The organism is Streptomyces sp. NPDC026659 (assembly GCF_040638245.1).
GTDB lineage: Bacteria > Actinomycetota > Actinomycetes > Streptomycetales > Streptomycetaceae > Streptomyces.
In genome coordinates, this window is sequence record NZ_JBEZXY010000001.1 from 486,689 (window position 1) to 499,703 (window position 13,015).

A 13,015-nucleotide genomic window follows, 5' to 3' on the forward strand; every position below is an offset into this window, starting at 1 on the left:
GAACGCTGTTTCAAAACGACGTTACCAGAGGGGCTAGGCTGCTCGGCATGGGCAGGCCGAGAACGAATGACGAGGGTGTCGCGGAGCGACTGGTGGCGTGCGCGACGGAGCTGCTGGCCACGCGGCCCCGGGAGTCGGTCACGGTGCGCGTCGTGGCGGCGGACGCCGGGACCTCGACGGCTGCGGTGTACTCCCTGTTCGGCGGCAAGGACGGGCTGATCGCGGCGGTGCGCGACCGGGCGGTGGCCGGACTCTTCGCGGACCTGTCGGCGGTACCGGCCACCGACGACCCGCTCACCGATCTGCACGCCCTCGCCGTCGCGTACCGGCGCTGGGGGCACGGTCACCGTCATCTGTACACGGTGCTGTTCGGCGGGGTGCAGTCCTTCGAGCCGTCGGGGGAGGTCGGGACGGCCGACCCGGTGGGGCCGCTCGTCGCGGCGATCGAGCGGGCGCTGGCGCGGGGCGTTCTCGACGGCGACGCCACCGCGATCGCGCTCTCGCTCTGGGTGGCGCTGCACGGGCTCGTGACACTCGAACTGGCCGGGGCGCTGGACCTGTTGGCGGCCGATGCGGCGTTCGGGGCGGCGGTGGGGGCGACGTTGCGGGGGTGGGCGACGACCGAGGCGTCCCCGGGCCTGCGGCGGGAGCCCTGACGGAGGCGGGACCTCCGTCAGGGTTCATGGGGCCGGGCTCTGACTCTGGCGGCTCGGGCTCGGGCGGCTCAGGCTCGGCTCGGGCTACGCGGGCCGTACCGCCGTGTAGACGGTGTACGCGTCCAGAAGGAACACGTCCGGCCGCTGGTGGACGCTCGCCGGGTCGGCGGGGTCGACGAGGCGGCCCAGGGTAGTGCGGTCCTCGGGGGTGAGGTCGTCGGGTGCGGCGTCGCGCAGGCGGGTGAGGGTGGTGGCGACGTGGGCGCGGGCCTGCTCGGTGGCGGGGGCGGGCACGTCGAGGAGGAAGCTGCGGGTGCGGGTGGGGCGCAGCCCGGCGGAGGTCAGGAGGGCGGGCCAGTCCTCGGTCTCGGGGACGGCGCCGGGGAGTCCGGAGCGCATCCGGGCGAACCACTCCTCCTCCAGCGCGGTCAGCCGGGACTGGAGTCCGGGGCGGCCGATGCCGATGTCGCGGGGGAGGAAGCGGGCGGGCAGTCCGCCCTCCAGGAGGGCCAACGTGCCGCCGGGCGCGAGGTGTTCACCGAAGGCGGTGAGCGCGGCCCGCTGGTCGCCGAGGTGATGCAGACTGCGGCTGGCCCAGAGGAGGTCGACGGGACGGTCCAACTTCTCCAGCACTTCGGGGAGTTCACCGGTCAGGGTGCTGAACCGGTCCCCCAGCCCATGCTGTTCGGCACGGGCCTGCGCGCGCTCCAGGAGCGGGGCGGCGCCGTCGACCGCCACGACGTGGGCCTGCGGGAACGCCCGCGCGAACAGGCACGCCACGACACCGGGGCCGCTGCCCGCGTCCACGATCAGCTTCGGCGCGGGCACCTGTTCGGCGAGCCAGGCGATGGCCTGCTCGTACGCGGGGGTGTACAGCTCCGCCTGCGCCTCCAGCATGGGGCCCTGCTCGGCCCAGTCGAGGTCGGTGTGATTGTGTCCGTGCGCCTTGTGGTGCTCGTGGTGCTGGTGGTGGTCGTGCGCCATGGTGGCCCGCCTCTCTTCCGGATGGGCCCAGCGTGCGACGGCGGGGCGGGCGCGGGCCAGTTCTGTTGCCGTTACGGCAAGTGCGGATGCCGTGCGAGCGGCGGGCGGGATGGCGGAACGATTCGGCGCCCGGGCGCGTCGTCCCTCTTCAGGGTGCGAGGGCCGCGCCCGGGGAGGGGATCAGGGTGCGCGGGAGCGATTTCGCGGAGTGGACGCGGCGGTTCGAGGAGGAACGCGCACGGCGGGCCGCCCTGGGCGACCCGGACTGGCGGCGGAACGCCGTGGAGCACCCGGCGGTGTGGGCGAGCGTCCAGCGCTTCCAGGTCGGAGAGGACGGCGACGGCACCAGCCTCCTCGCCAAGGCCGACCGCGCGGGCGACCCCGACTACGCACGGGCGGCCCGCCTCTTCGTCGCCGAGGAACAGAACCACGCCCGACTCCTCGCCCGGCTTCTCGCCTCGGCCGGGCTCCCGACCCTCTCCGGCCACTGGAGCGACACGGTCTTCGTACGCCTGCGCCGACTCCTCGGCCTGCGGCTGGAGCTGCTGGTCCTCATGGTCGCGGAGCTGGTCGCCCTCCGTTACTACCGCGCCCTCCGCGACGGCACCACGGACCCCCTCACCAAGGAGGTCGCGGCCCGCATCCTCGCCGACGAGGAACGCCACATCCCCTTCCACTGCGCCCGTCTCCACACCTCGTTCGCCCGGCTCCCCCGCCCCCTCCGCCACCCCCTCCTCCTTCTCTGGCGCCTGCCCCTGCTCGGCGCCTCCCTGCTCGTCGCCACCGACCACGGCCGCGCCCTCGGCGTCCTCGGCGTCGGCCGGGCACGCTTCGTGGCGGACGTGATGGGGACGAGCGGGGACGTGATCGCGGCGATCCTGTCACCCGGGACGGACGGACCGGCTCAGGGCGACGGCGGTCGGCTCACTCCGGCTTCCGATAGGCCCGCAGCCTGAACACCGGGTCCGCGCGCGGCCGGTCCTGATCCGGGAGGCGGGACAGAAGCTCCGCGAAGTGGGCCGTTTCCGGGGCACCGGGCGGAAGGGTGCTGAACCAGCCGCGGCCGAGGTCGGTGATGGTCCGGCGGGGGCTGCGTCCCTGACCGACGCCCACGAAGTGGCCTTCGCCCGCCGGGGTGAGACCGGCCTCGCCGGCGTGGGCGGTGATGATGCCGGGGGCGTCGGCGGCGGGTGGGCGGGTGCGGGCGGCGAGGACGGCGTCGATGTCGCTGCCCACGTTGTGGGAGCGGGCCTTGTCGACGGTGGTGACGTAGGTGCCGCCGGGGCGCAGGACGCGGGCGACCTCGGTGAGGACCGCGCGCCGGTCGGCGGGGTCGGCCAGCAGGTGGAGGAGCCAGACGCTGGTGACGGCGTCGAAGGTGCTGTCGGGGAAGGGGAGTTGACGGCAGTCGGCACGCAGGATCGCGCCGGGCACGAGGGCCGCCGAGCGTCGGATCATGGCGCGGGCGCGGTCCACGCCGGTCACGCGCAGGCCCGGGCGGGCGGCCGCCAGGCGCCGGGTGACCGTGCCGGTGCCGCAGCCGAGGTCCAGGAGGCGGCCGGTGCGGACGGGGATCAGGGCGAGGACGGCCTCGGTGGCGGCCTCGGCGCGGGCCTCGCCGCCACGGTAGGCGTCGTAGATGGCGGCTTCCTTCTCGTAGTCGAGCACGGGGCCAGTGTGCGGTCACCGTGATCGCCATGTCCCGCTATTTGTAAAGGAGTTGACAGATCGTCAGGTATGCGTTCCCGATCTTTCTTACCTTCGGGCACGTGTGCGGGAGCCCTGCTCGTGACAGACTGGCGGCACGACTTCGGCACGCAGGGAGGGGCGGGCGTGAGTGAGCGGCGGGCCGCGCCCACCGTGGGCCAGGTGGTCCTGGGCAAGCGGTTGCAGGAGCTGCGCGAGGCGGCCGGTCTCGGCCGGGACGCGGCCGCGCAGGTGCTCCACGTGAACGCCGCGACCGTACGGCGCATGGAGATGGCCGAGGTCGCCCTCAAAATCCCTTACGTGCAGGCGCTGTTGGCCGCGTACGGCGTGACCGGCGACGAGGCGGCCGCGTTCATCCAGCTGGCCGAGGACGCGAACCGACCGGACTGGTGGCAGCGCTTCCACGACGTGCTGCCCGAGTGGTTCAGCCTCTACATCAGCCTGGAGGGCGCCGCCCGGCTCATCCGCTCCTACGAACCCCACTTCGTCCCGGGCCTGTTGCAGACCGAGGCGTACGCGCGCGCCGTACTGGAGGCCGGGACCATCGGCCAGCACGACCCCGACTCGGTCGAGCGACATGTGGCCCTGCGCATGGAGCGGCAGCACCTGCTGGAGCGGGACGACCCGCCGCATCTGTGGATCGTCATGGACGAGACGGTGCTGCGCCGCCCCGTGAGCACCCGCTCCGAGGTCATGCGCGACCAGCTGGACAAGCTCCTCGAATACACCGAGCGGGACCGCGTCACCCTCCAGCTCGCCGAGTTCGCCGCAGGCCCGCACCCGGGGACGTACGCCCCGTTCACCCTCTTCCGCTTCCCCCAGCGGGAGTTGCCCGACATGGTCTTCACCGAGTACCTCACCGGCGCGCTGTACCTGGACTCCCGCGAGGAGGTGGCCACACACCTGGAGGTGCTGGACCACATGACGGCGCGCGCGGCGTCCGCCCAGCGCACGCAGAAGCTGCTGCGCGAGTTCCGCGAGAGCCTTTAGGGCTGTTCACACGGAGCTGTTCAGGCCCGTAGATAGGCAAGGACCGCCAGTACCCTGCGGTGTGTCGCGGCCGTCGGGGGCAGGTCCAGCTTGGCGAGGATGCTGCCGACGTGCTTGCCGATCGCGGCTTCGGAGACCACCAGTTCCCCGGCGATCGCGCTGTTGGACCTGCCCTCGGCGACGAGGGCCAGCACCTCGCGTTCGCGCGGGGTGAGCCGCTCCAGCGGGTCACGGCGGCGGCGCAGCAACTGGCGTACCACCTCGGGGTCGACCACCGTCCCGCCGTCCGCGACCTTGCGCAGCGCCTCCATGAACTCCTCGATCTGGCCGACCCGGTCCTTGAGCAGATAGCCGACGCCCGTTCCGTCGCCGGAGTCCAGGAGGTCCGCGGCGTACGTCCGTTGCACGTACTGGCTGAGGACCAGGACCGGGAGCGCGGGGTTCCGTCGGCGCAGCCGCACCGCCGCGTGCAGGCCCTCGTCCTGGAAGCCGGGCGGCATGCGCACGTCCGTCACCACGATGTCGGGGGCGTGCTCCTCGACCGCGGTGATCAGTGCCCGCGCGTCCCCGACGGCCGCCACCACCTCGTGGCCGCAGCGGCCCAGCAGCCCGACGAGCCCTTCCCGCAGCAGGACGCCGTCCTCGGCCAGCACTATGCGAAGCGGTCGGTCGCCTCGGTCAACTCGCAAGGAAACTCCACACGCAACAGAGTCGGTCCACCCGGCGGACTGGTCAGCGCAAGTCTGCCATCGAGCGCCCACACCCGGTCGGCGAGACCGGTGAGGCCGCTGCCGGTTGAGGGGTCGGCACCGCCGCGGCCGTCGTCGCACACCTCGACGAACAGGCGTCCGTCGCGATGGCCGCCGCTCACCCGCGCCCGGTCGGCCCCGCTGTGCCGGGCGACGTTGGCCAGCGCCTCGCGGACCACGAAGTACGCCGCGGACTCGACGGCTTGCTCCGGGCGGCCGGGCAGTTCGAGGTCGACGTCGACGGGGACCACGCAGCGGTCGGCGGCGTCGGCGACCGCTGCCCCGAGGCCGTAGTCGGTGAGCACCTTGGGGTGGATGCCGTGGATGAGTTCGCGCAGCTCCGCGAGCGCGCTCCCCGCCTCCTCCTGGGCCTTGGCGAGCCGGTCGGCGAGCGGGCCGGGCGGAGCGTCGAGACGGGCCAGCCCGAGGGTCATCGTCAGGGCCACCAGGCGCTGTTGGGCGCCGTCGTGCAGATCGCGCTCGATGCGGCGGCGCTCGGTCTCGAAGGCGTCGACCAACCGGGCACGGGATCGCGCCAGTTCGACCACTTCGGCGCTCAACTCCCCGTCTCGGGAAGCGATCAGGAGCCGGGTCAGCGCGGCACGGGCACCGGCCGTGACACCGAGCGCGTAGGCGCACAGACCCAGCAGGAGCAGCCCGAGTACGGCGACGCCGATCGCGGCCGGCCAGGTGGTGACCGTCCACTGCTTGAGCACCTTCGCCTCATGGCCGTCGCCGATCGTGGCCATGAGCGGCGGAGTCGCGACCAGGGACAGCGGCGCAAGGGCGACCACGACCGCCAGGGCGTCGACCGGCCACAGCAGCCCGGCGAAGAGCAACGCGTACCCGAGCTCCCGCCAGGTGGCCTGCTCGCGAAGCCGCGTGGTCAGCCATGCCCACGGTCCCGGCGCGGTCGGCACCCGGTGTCGGCCGGTCACCGCGTCGCCGTCGACCAGGCGCAGCCTGTGCCGCTCCACCCAGGCCACCGGGATGCCGCCGAGGGCGAGTACGACGCACAGCGGCAGCCCCACCAGGACGACGGCGAGCGCACCGCAGACCGCCGCCGCCGTCACGGCCGCCGCCAGGACGGCGACGCCGGTCACCGCGCCGGTGAGGAGATACGCGGCGGAGCGCCAGGGCCAGGCGGACAGCAGAAAGCCCGGCCGGGACATGGCCTGCCACACATTCCGAGGGTGCATGGCCATGACCGTAAGCGGCCTCGTCGGCCGGAGGCCATCGGTCCGGGGCCCGTATCGGGGGTATGCCTGGCCCTACCCCCATTCTCGTTCTGGCCGTACTGCGTCACCGGGGGCCGCCGCGGTTTCGTGGAGACACCGACGAGCCGAGGAACAGGTGCCGATGAGGGAAGACATGACCGAGGACGCGATCCGACTGCGCTCCGTGACCCGGCGGTACGGCTCGGGCGGCACGTCCGTCACCGCCCTCGACGAGGTGTCGCTCGCCTTTCCCCGGGGGACCTTCACCGCCGTGATGGGGCCGTCCGGGTCCGGCAAGTCGACGCTGCTCCAGTGCGCGGCGGGTCTGGACCGGCCCACGTCGGGCTCGGTCACCCTGGGCGACACGGAGCTGACCACGCTGAACGAGACCGGGCTGACCCTGCTGCGCCGTCGACGCATCGGCTTCGTGTTCCAGGCGTTCAACCTGCTGCCCTCGCTGACCGCCGAACAGAATGTGGCGCTGCCGCTGCGGCTGGCCGGCCGCCGACCGAGGAAGGCCGAGGTGCGCGAGGTGCTTGAGCAGGTCGGACTCGGCGACCGGGCGCGGCACCGGCCGGCCGAACTGTCCGGCGGCCAGCAGCAACGGGTCGCGCTCGCCCGCGCCCTGATCACCCGGCCCGACGTGCTGTTCGGCGACGAGCCGACCGGCGCGCTGGACTCGCGGACCGGCCGCGAGGTGCTGGACCTGCTGCGCGGCATGGTCGACGCAGACGGCCAGACGATCGTCATGGTCACCCACGACCCCGTCGCCGCCGCCCGCGCCGACCGCGTTGTCCTCCTCGTCGACGGCCGCGTCGACGGCGAGCTGACCGGCGCCGGTGCCGAGGACATCGCGGCTCGGATGGCCAAGCTGGAGGCGGCGCCGTGCTGAGCACCGCTCTGCGCACCCTGCGCACCCGCTGGATCACGTTCGTCGGCAGCTTCGTCGCCCTCTCCCTGGGGGTGGCGCTGATCGCCGTCATGGGCCTGGCACTGGCGTCCTCGCTGGACGCTCCCGCCCGGGGGCCGGAGCGGTTCGCCGCCGCGCCGGTCGTCGTGAAGGGGCAGGACACCCTTCGTGTGACCACCCCGAACGGCGTCCGCACGCGGAAACTCGCGCAGCCTCGTGCCGTGCCCGCCGACGCGACGACCAGGCTGCGTGCTCTCGGGACCGTCGTCGAGGACCGGTCGTTCGCAGTACGGGCCGAGGGCGCCCCCGCCGATCTGGTGGGCCACCCCTGGTCCACCACAGCCTTCGCGCCGTACGCACTCGACGCGGGACGCCCGCCCGAGTCCGCCGACGAGGTCGTCGTGAGCGGTGACTGGGCCCGTCCGGGGAGCGACGTGCGGACCGGCGGCGGCACCGTGCGCGTCGTCGGCACCGTGACCGGGCTCGGTTTCGAGAACGCCGTGTTCTACACCGACGCCCGCGCCGCCGAACTGTCGCCGCACAGCCCGCAACTTGTAGTCGACGCCGATGCGACGGCTGTGCGCCAGGCGCTGCGCGGCAGCGAGGGTGTCCAGGTCCTCACCGGGGACGCACGCCGGTACGCCGACGCCGATCCCGACCGGGACAGCGAGGCCCTGACCACGATGAACGCCATGTTCGGCACGGCCGGTGGCGTCACCGGGTTCGTGTCGGTGTTCGTGGTGGCCTCGACCTTCGCGTTCGCGGTGGCCCAGCGGCGCCGCGAGTTCGGGCTGCTGCGCACCGCCGGGGCGACCCCGGGGCAGCTCCGCCGCATGGTCGTGTCCGAGGCGCTCGTGGTCGGCGTGCTCGCCTCGGCCGTCGGCTGTGTGCTCGGTTCCCACGGGGCTCCGAGGCTTGCCGCGTGGGCGGTCGACGAGAGCCTCGCGCCGCGCTGGTTCACCATCGGCGACTACACCTGGCCCTGCCAACTCGCTTTCTGGACGGGTCTGTTCGTGGCGGTGTGCGGTGCGCTGGGCGCGTCCTGGCGGGCGGGGCGCACCGGTCCCGCCGAGGCGCTGCGCGAGGTGTCCGTGGACACCGGGGCGATGACCCGGGGCCGACGGCTGTTCGGCGCGGCCCTGCTGATCACCGCCGCCGTGACGCTCGCCGTGGCCCTGCTGACGCACCCGGGCGAGCTGTTGCAGCGCAAGGTCTACGTGAGCCGCCCGATGCTGCTGATCAGCGCGGTCGCACTGCTCGCGCCGGTGCTGGTGGGGCCACTGGTCCGGCTGATCGCTTGGCTGCCGGCCCGGCTGCCCGGCGCCGTGGGGATGCTGGTGCGGGAGAACGCCGCCGCCGGGGTGCGCCGCACCGCCGCCGTCGCGGCGCCCGTACTGGTCACGGTCGCGCTGGCGGGCTCACTGCTGGGCGCCACCGCCACCCTCGATCAGGCGAAGGCCACCGAGGTGCGCGAGCGGACGGCCGCCGACTTCGTGGTCGTTCCGGCGGATGACTCCGGCTTCGACCGGGCGACGCTGCGGCGGCTTCGGGCCGTGTCCGGTGCCGAGGTCTCGACGAGTGCGTCGAGTGCCGTCTACGTCCTGGAGGACGGCGTGGCGCTCATCAGCTCCGACGCCAGGGCCGCCGAGCCGGAGCCGCTCGCGGCGACCGCGCACCTCCCGCTCGCCGCCGGGAAGGTGAGTGACCTGGACGACGACTCGATCATCGTCAACGAGGAGTGGCAGAAGCACGCCGTGGGCGAGCGGGTGGACGTGTGGCTCGGCGACGGCACGAGGAAGTCCCTGCGGATCGCCGCGGTCATGACGACCGGCACCGGCGGCAACGGTGTCTACGTCACCCCGCGCAACGCCCCTGCGGCACCCGTCGACCGGGTCGACGTACACCTCGCGGACGGCTCCGACCAGGACACCGTGGCCGCCGGTCTGCGCCGGGCGGTGCGGGCGTCGGGCGGGGAGGTCCTCACCGGGGACGCCTGGGTGCGTGCTCAGTACCCCGAGACCAACCGGACGACCGGGGCGGGCTTCCTCCTGGTCCTCGGGATCGCCCTCCTCTACACCGGCATCTCCCTGGCCAACACGATGGTCATGGCGACCTCCGACCGGGTCCGCGAGCTGGCCGTGCTGCGGCTGACCGGCGCCACCAAGTGGCAGGTGCTGCGGCTGGTGGGCGCCGAGGCGCTGATGGTCGTCATGGTCGGCGGAGTGCTGGGAGCGCTGGTCGCCGGGCTCAACCTGGCGGGCATGTGGGCCGCGTTGGGCCTGCTCTCGGTGTGGACGACCATCGAGATCCCGTGGACGGCGCTCGCCGGGGTCCTGGGTGCCTGCGCGGTGCTCGCGGTGATCGCGGCCGTCGTTCCGGCGGGTCTGCTCCTGCGACGCGGGGCGGTGGAGTCGGTGGGCGTACGCGAGTGACGCGGTGATGACGAGGGCACTCAACGCCCTTCCGTGGGGCGCGTGTTCGCTCGCTGTCGCAGGCGGGGTCCAACTGGAGACGGGCGGTGCCCCCGGCTCGGCCGGGGGCACCGCCCGCCCGCCTCAGACCAGTTCGGCCGTCAGGGTGATCGGGGCGCCGGTCAGGGCCTGGCTGACCGGGCAGTTCTTCTTGGCGTCCTCGGCGGCGGAGACGAATGCCTGCTCGTCCAGGCCGGGGACCTCGCCGCGGACGGTGAGGTGGATGCCGGTGATGCCCTCGCCGGGCTGGAAGGTGACGTCGGCCTTGGTCTCGAGGCGGGTGGGGGGAGTCCCGGCGCCGGTCAGGCCGTGCGAGAGCGCCATGGAGAAGCAGCTGGAGTGGGCGGCCGCGATCAGCTCCTCGGGGCTGGTACGGCCGTTCGCCTGCTCGGCGCGCGACGGCCACGAGACCGGCTGGGAGCCGATGCCGGAGGAGTCGAACGTGACGGTGCCGTTGCCCGTCAGGAGTTCGCCCTCCCAGACGGTGTGTGCGGTGCGCGTGGTGGCCACGGTGGTTCCTTTCGCATGTGATCCCGTTTCCGGGCTCTGTGTCACCCATCCGATCACATTCGGCGGCGCGGCGGTGTGAGGACCCGTCCGCGCTCAGGCGGCGCGCCGGTCGCCGTCGGTGTCGAGCGGCACCTCGGGACCGCTCAACTCCCCCAGCCAGCGCCGCAGTACGGCGTGTACGTGCTCGGCACCCACAAGCTCCCCGCCTGGTGCGGAAAGGGCCAGCGGGGAGAGCAGGAAGGGCCGGGACTGGGCGCCGCCGAGGCCGCCGTGCGAACCGATCTGCTCCTCGAAGGCGAGGACTTCGCCGGTCTGAGGGTCGTAACACGAGTTGACCATGATGTCGGCGGTGTGCGGGAAGGCGTGTGTGCGGCGTACGGCCTCCGCCGCTCCGGGGCCGAAGGGGGCGAGCGGGCCCAGGTGTTCACCGAGGCCCGGGTGTTCACCGAGGCCGGCGAGCGGGATCTCGGTGCCCGCGGGGCCGAGCACCACACCGCCGTGCTCCTCGCTGCGCACCAGCAGGAAGCCGACGCCGGGGTGGTTGGCGAGGGTGGCGAGCAGGGCGGGGTGACGGAGGTCGATCTCCTCCTTGGTCAGCCGGTGCGGCGTGTCCGGGAAGGAGATCAGGCCGAGGTTGCCGGAGGCGAGGACGACCGGTTCGAGGCGGCGGGCGGGGCGCGGCGGTGCCTCGTCGGGCTCGTCGGGGCGGCCGAGGGCGGCGCGTACGGCGGCGCGGGCCTCGGCCCCGCTGTGAGTACGCTCGGCGCGGCGCGGCACGGGCAGCCCGCAGCCCGCGCGGACGAGGTCGGCGAGGGTGAGGCCGTAGCGGGCGCGGAAGGTCTCGCCGGGGCTCTGGCCGTGGTCGGAGAGGATCACCAAGTGGTAGGGGCGGGGCGCGTGTTCGGCGGCCTTCTCGATGAGGGCGACGGAGCGGTCGAGGCGCCGCAGCACCTGCTCCACGTCCCGGCTGTGCGGTCCGGAGTGGTGGGCGACCTCGTCGTAGGCCACGAGGTCGGCGTAGACGACGCTGCGCCCGGCGAGCAGGTCGCCCATGACGGCGGCGACCACGACGTCCCGTTCCACGACGGTGGCGAAGGCGCGGATGAAGGGGTAGAGGCCGCCCCGGCTCACCCGGGGCCGCTCCTGGCGCAGCCGGGCGCGCACGGACTGGACGGTCTCGCGGCCGATCTCGGCGGCGAAGGACAGGGCGGTGCGCACAGCGTTGGCGGGGTCGCTGAAGTAGGCGAAGTACCCGGCGCGGGAACGGTTCTCCCGGCCCCGGCGACGGGTCGCGATGGACAGCACGAGCGCCTGTTCCCCGGCCCCGCCGCTGAACAGGTTGCCCCGGCTGGCGCCGTCCATCGCGAGCAGTCCGCGCTCACCGGTGCGGATCATGGCGCGGCGCTGGAGTTCGGCGGCGGAGGTGGGCCGGTTGCAGACCATGACCTCGCCGCGCTCCTTCTCGTACCAGCGGAAGGCGGGCACGTCGAAGGTGCTGCCGTGCAGGATGCCGAGCTGGCTGGCGCCGGTCTGGCTGGACCAGTCGGTGCGCCAGGGGGTGAGCCGGTGGGTGGGGCCCGTGCCGTCGGCGCCGGTCAGCAGGCGGGCGAGGGTCGGCAGCTGCCCGGCGCGGACGGCGGCGGTGAGCACGTCGTGCCCCACGCCGTCGAGCTGGACGCAGACCAGTCCCGGTCCGGCCGGACAGGGCGGGGTGCCCCGGCGGCGGCGGTCGGCCAGGCGCAGCAGTCGGCGCCGGTAGGCGTCGTCGTCGCGCACGGCGAGGGCACCGCCGGTCGCGGAGGCGACGGCGGACATCACGGCGGCGACGATGACGGCGGTCTCGGGCGCGGCCTCGCCCTGCCCGGTGGGGTTGAGCCGCAGCGCGAGCAGCAGCAGGGAGCCGTTGAGCGCGAAGACGAGCAGGCCGAGGAAGAGCGCGGGCACGAGCAGCAACAGCCGTACCAGGAGCGGCCAGACGAGGGCGGAGAGCAGACCGAAGGCGCCCGCTCCGCAGGCGGCGGTGATCGCGATCCGGGTCGCGCTGTCGCCGTCGGCGGACTGCAGCCGGAAGTCGGGCAGCAGCGCGGCGAGCGCGAGCATGGTGAGCGTCGAGACCGCCCACACCGTGACGCTCCGCCCGAGCTGACCGGCGATCCGCCGCCACCGTACGCCCCGTACGCCCCCCACGCCCCGTGCACCTCGCCTCCCGGCCCGTACGGCACCGGGCCCCGCTCCACCTTGCCACACCGGGGCGCGGAGCCCCGGGCGGTCGTCCTGGACGGTCCGGGGCGGGGGCCGAGCGGTCCGGGGCGGGGCCGTGCGGTCAGAGGCCGAGCGGTCAGAGGCCGTCGTAACCGGCCGTCGGCATCGAGAGCCTGCGGTGCACCCGCGCCTTCATCGCCGCGTCGTACGACGGCTCGGCCCGCCCCACGGTCTCCACGCGCACCCCGCGCCGGGCGCACTCGGCGGTGAACTCCTCCACCGAGGAGAGGGCGCGTTCGAGGACGCGTCGGCTGGGAGCGACGAAGACGTCCACTCCGGAGCGCACGCCGTCCCACAGGGCGCCGTGGTCGAAGCGCAGGCCGCCGACGAGGAGTTCCCGTGTGACGACGTAGCCCTGCTCGGCGGCCCAGCGGGCGCACATGGCGTGCTGGCTGCGGGAGTCGACGAGGAACGGGTCCTCCTCCAGCTCCTCCAGCGGAGTCAGGCTGGCGATGGCGGTGACCCGCACCGGCGCGATCCCGTCGGCGGCACCCCGAAACGGTCTCATGGCGTCCCCTCACCTCCGGGCTCGCCGCAGACCCTACCGCTGCCCGTAGGC

General features: G+C 73.8%; 12 protein-coding genes. 5 read left to right on the forward strand and 7 right to left on the reverse strand.

Features of this window, described 5'->3' with window-relative positions; all coding sequences use genetic code 11:
• Positions 1 to 47 precede the first annotated feature (47 nt).
• Entirely contained in the window at positions 48 to 656 is a 609-nt protein-coding gene (locus AB0E91_RS02275; protein ID WP_361773823.1) for a TetR/AcrR family transcriptional regulator, read from the forward strand.
• 84 nt (positions 657 to 740) lie between these two features.
• Here the strand turns inward: AB0E91_RS02275 and AB0E91_RS02280 are convergent, their stop codons facing one another.
• Positions 741 to 1,640: a class I SAM-dependent methyltransferase gene (locus AB0E91_RS02280; RefSeq protein ID WP_361773826.1), complete on the reverse strand. Its 900-nt coding sequence runs from the start codon at positions 1,638 to 1,640 to the stop codon at positions 741 to 743.
• A gap of 185 nt (positions 1,641 to 1,825) precedes the next feature.
• Here AB0E91_RS02280 and AB0E91_RS02285 point away from each other — a divergent pair, with 185 nt between their 5' ends.
• Positions 1,826 to 2,596 carry a ferritin-like domain-containing protein gene (locus tag AB0E91_RS02285; protein ID WP_361773829.1) on the forward strand — a complete coding sequence of 257 codons (771 nt, stop codon included), beginning with the start codon at positions 1,826 to 1,828 and terminating at the stop codon, positions 2,594 to 2,596.
• On the opposite strand, the gene AB0E91_RS02290 is transcribed toward AB0E91_RS02285, so the two are convergent.
• Positions 2,565 to 3,308, reverse strand: a complete 744-nt coding sequence (locus tag AB0E91_RS02290; protein ID WP_361773832.1) for a class I SAM-dependent methyltransferase — start codon at positions 3,306 to 3,308, stop codon at positions 2,565 to 2,567. The two genes, AB0E91_RS02285 and AB0E91_RS02290, sit on opposite strands and share 32 nt — an antisense overlap.
• A 165-nt stretch (positions 3,309 to 3,473) precedes the next feature.
• Here AB0E91_RS02290 and AB0E91_RS02295 point away from each other — a divergent pair, with 165 nt between their 5' ends.
• Positions 3,474 to 4,337, forward strand: a complete 864-nt coding sequence (locus tag AB0E91_RS02295) for a helix-turn-helix transcriptional regulator (protein ID WP_361773835.1) — start codon at positions 3,474 to 3,476, stop codon at positions 4,335 to 4,337.
• 20 nt (positions 4,338 to 4,357) lie between these two features.
• Here the strand turns inward: AB0E91_RS02295 and AB0E91_RS02300 are convergent, their stop codons facing one another.
• Both AB0E91_RS02300 and AB0E91_RS02305 read right to left on the reverse strand, forming a co-directional pair.
• The gene (locus tag AB0E91_RS02300; protein WP_361773838.1) at positions 4,358 to 4,990 is read right to left on the reverse strand and encodes a response regulator transcription factor; all 633 of its coding nucleotides are present in this window, start codon (positions 4,988 to 4,990) and stop codon (positions 4,358 to 4,360) included.
• Entirely contained in the window at positions 4,990 to 6,258 is a 1,269-nt protein-coding gene (locus AB0E91_RS02305; RefSeq protein ID WP_361775123.1) for a sensor histidine kinase, read from the reverse strand. The genes AB0E91_RS02300 and AB0E91_RS02305 overlap by 1 nt, the downstream gene beginning before the upstream one ends.
• Before the next feature lie 199 nt (positions 6,259 to 6,457).
• Here AB0E91_RS02305 and AB0E91_RS02310 point away from each other — a divergent pair, with 199 nt between their 5' ends.
• Together AB0E91_RS02310 and AB0E91_RS02315 are read left to right on the forward strand one after the other, a co-directional pair.
• Entirely contained in the window at positions 6,458 to 7,195 is a 738-nt protein-coding gene (locus AB0E91_RS02310) for an ABC transporter ATP-binding protein (protein WP_361775126.1), read from the forward strand.
• Positions 7,189 to 9,645, forward strand: coding sequence for an FtsX-like permease family protein (locus AB0E91_RS02315; protein WP_361773841.1), 2,457 nt, complete (start codon positions 7,189 to 7,191; stop codon positions 9,643 to 9,645). Before AB0E91_RS02310 ends, AB0E91_RS02315 begins: the two co-directional genes overlap by 7 nt.
• A 123-nt stretch (positions 9,646 to 9,768) precedes the next feature.
• Here the strand turns inward: AB0E91_RS02315 and AB0E91_RS02320 are convergent, their stop codons facing one another.
• The 3 genes from AB0E91_RS02320 to AB0E91_RS02330 form a co-directional block, all read right to left on the reverse strand.
• Positions 9,769 to 10,194 (reverse strand): OsmC family protein, encoded by a 426-nt coding sequence (locus AB0E91_RS02320; protein ID WP_361773844.1) that lies wholly within the window; start codon positions 10,192 to 10,194, stop codon positions 9,769 to 9,771.
• Positions 10,195 to 10,287: 93 nt separating this feature from the next.
• Complete coding sequence (locus tag AB0E91_RS02325) at positions 10,288 to 12,381, reverse strand: alkaline phosphatase family protein (protein ID WP_361773847.1); 2,094 nt, start codon at positions 12,379 to 12,381, stop codon at positions 10,288 to 10,290.
• Between the two features lie 151 nt (positions 12,382 to 12,532).
• Positions 12,533 to 12,964, reverse strand: coding sequence for a hypothetical protein (locus AB0E91_RS02330; RefSeq protein WP_361773850.1), 432 nt, complete (start codon positions 12,962 to 12,964; stop codon positions 12,533 to 12,535).
• Positions 12,965 to 13,015 lie beyond the last annotated feature (51 nt).

Coding starts and splice junctions, on each gene's coding strand:
- AB0E91_RS02275 (WP_361773823.1), top strand. CDS start 48: ATGGGCAGGCCGAGAACGAATGACGAGGGTGTCGCGGAGCGACTGGTG.
- AB0E91_RS02280 (WP_361773826.1), bottom strand. CDS start 1,640: ATGGCGCACGACCACCACCAGCACCACGAGCACCACAAGGCGCACGGA.
- AB0E91_RS02305 (WP_361775123.1), bottom strand. CDS start 6,258: ATGTCCCGGCCGGGCTTTCTGCTGTCCGCCTGGCCCTGGCGCTCCGCC.
- AB0E91_RS02310 (WP_361775126.1), top strand. CDS start 6,458: ATGACCGAGGACGCGATCCGACTGCGCTCCGTGACCCGGCGGTACGGC.
- AB0E91_RS02330 (WP_361773850.1), bottom strand. CDS start 12,964: ATGAGACCGTTTCGGGGTGCCGCCGACGGGATCGCGCCGGTGCGGGTC.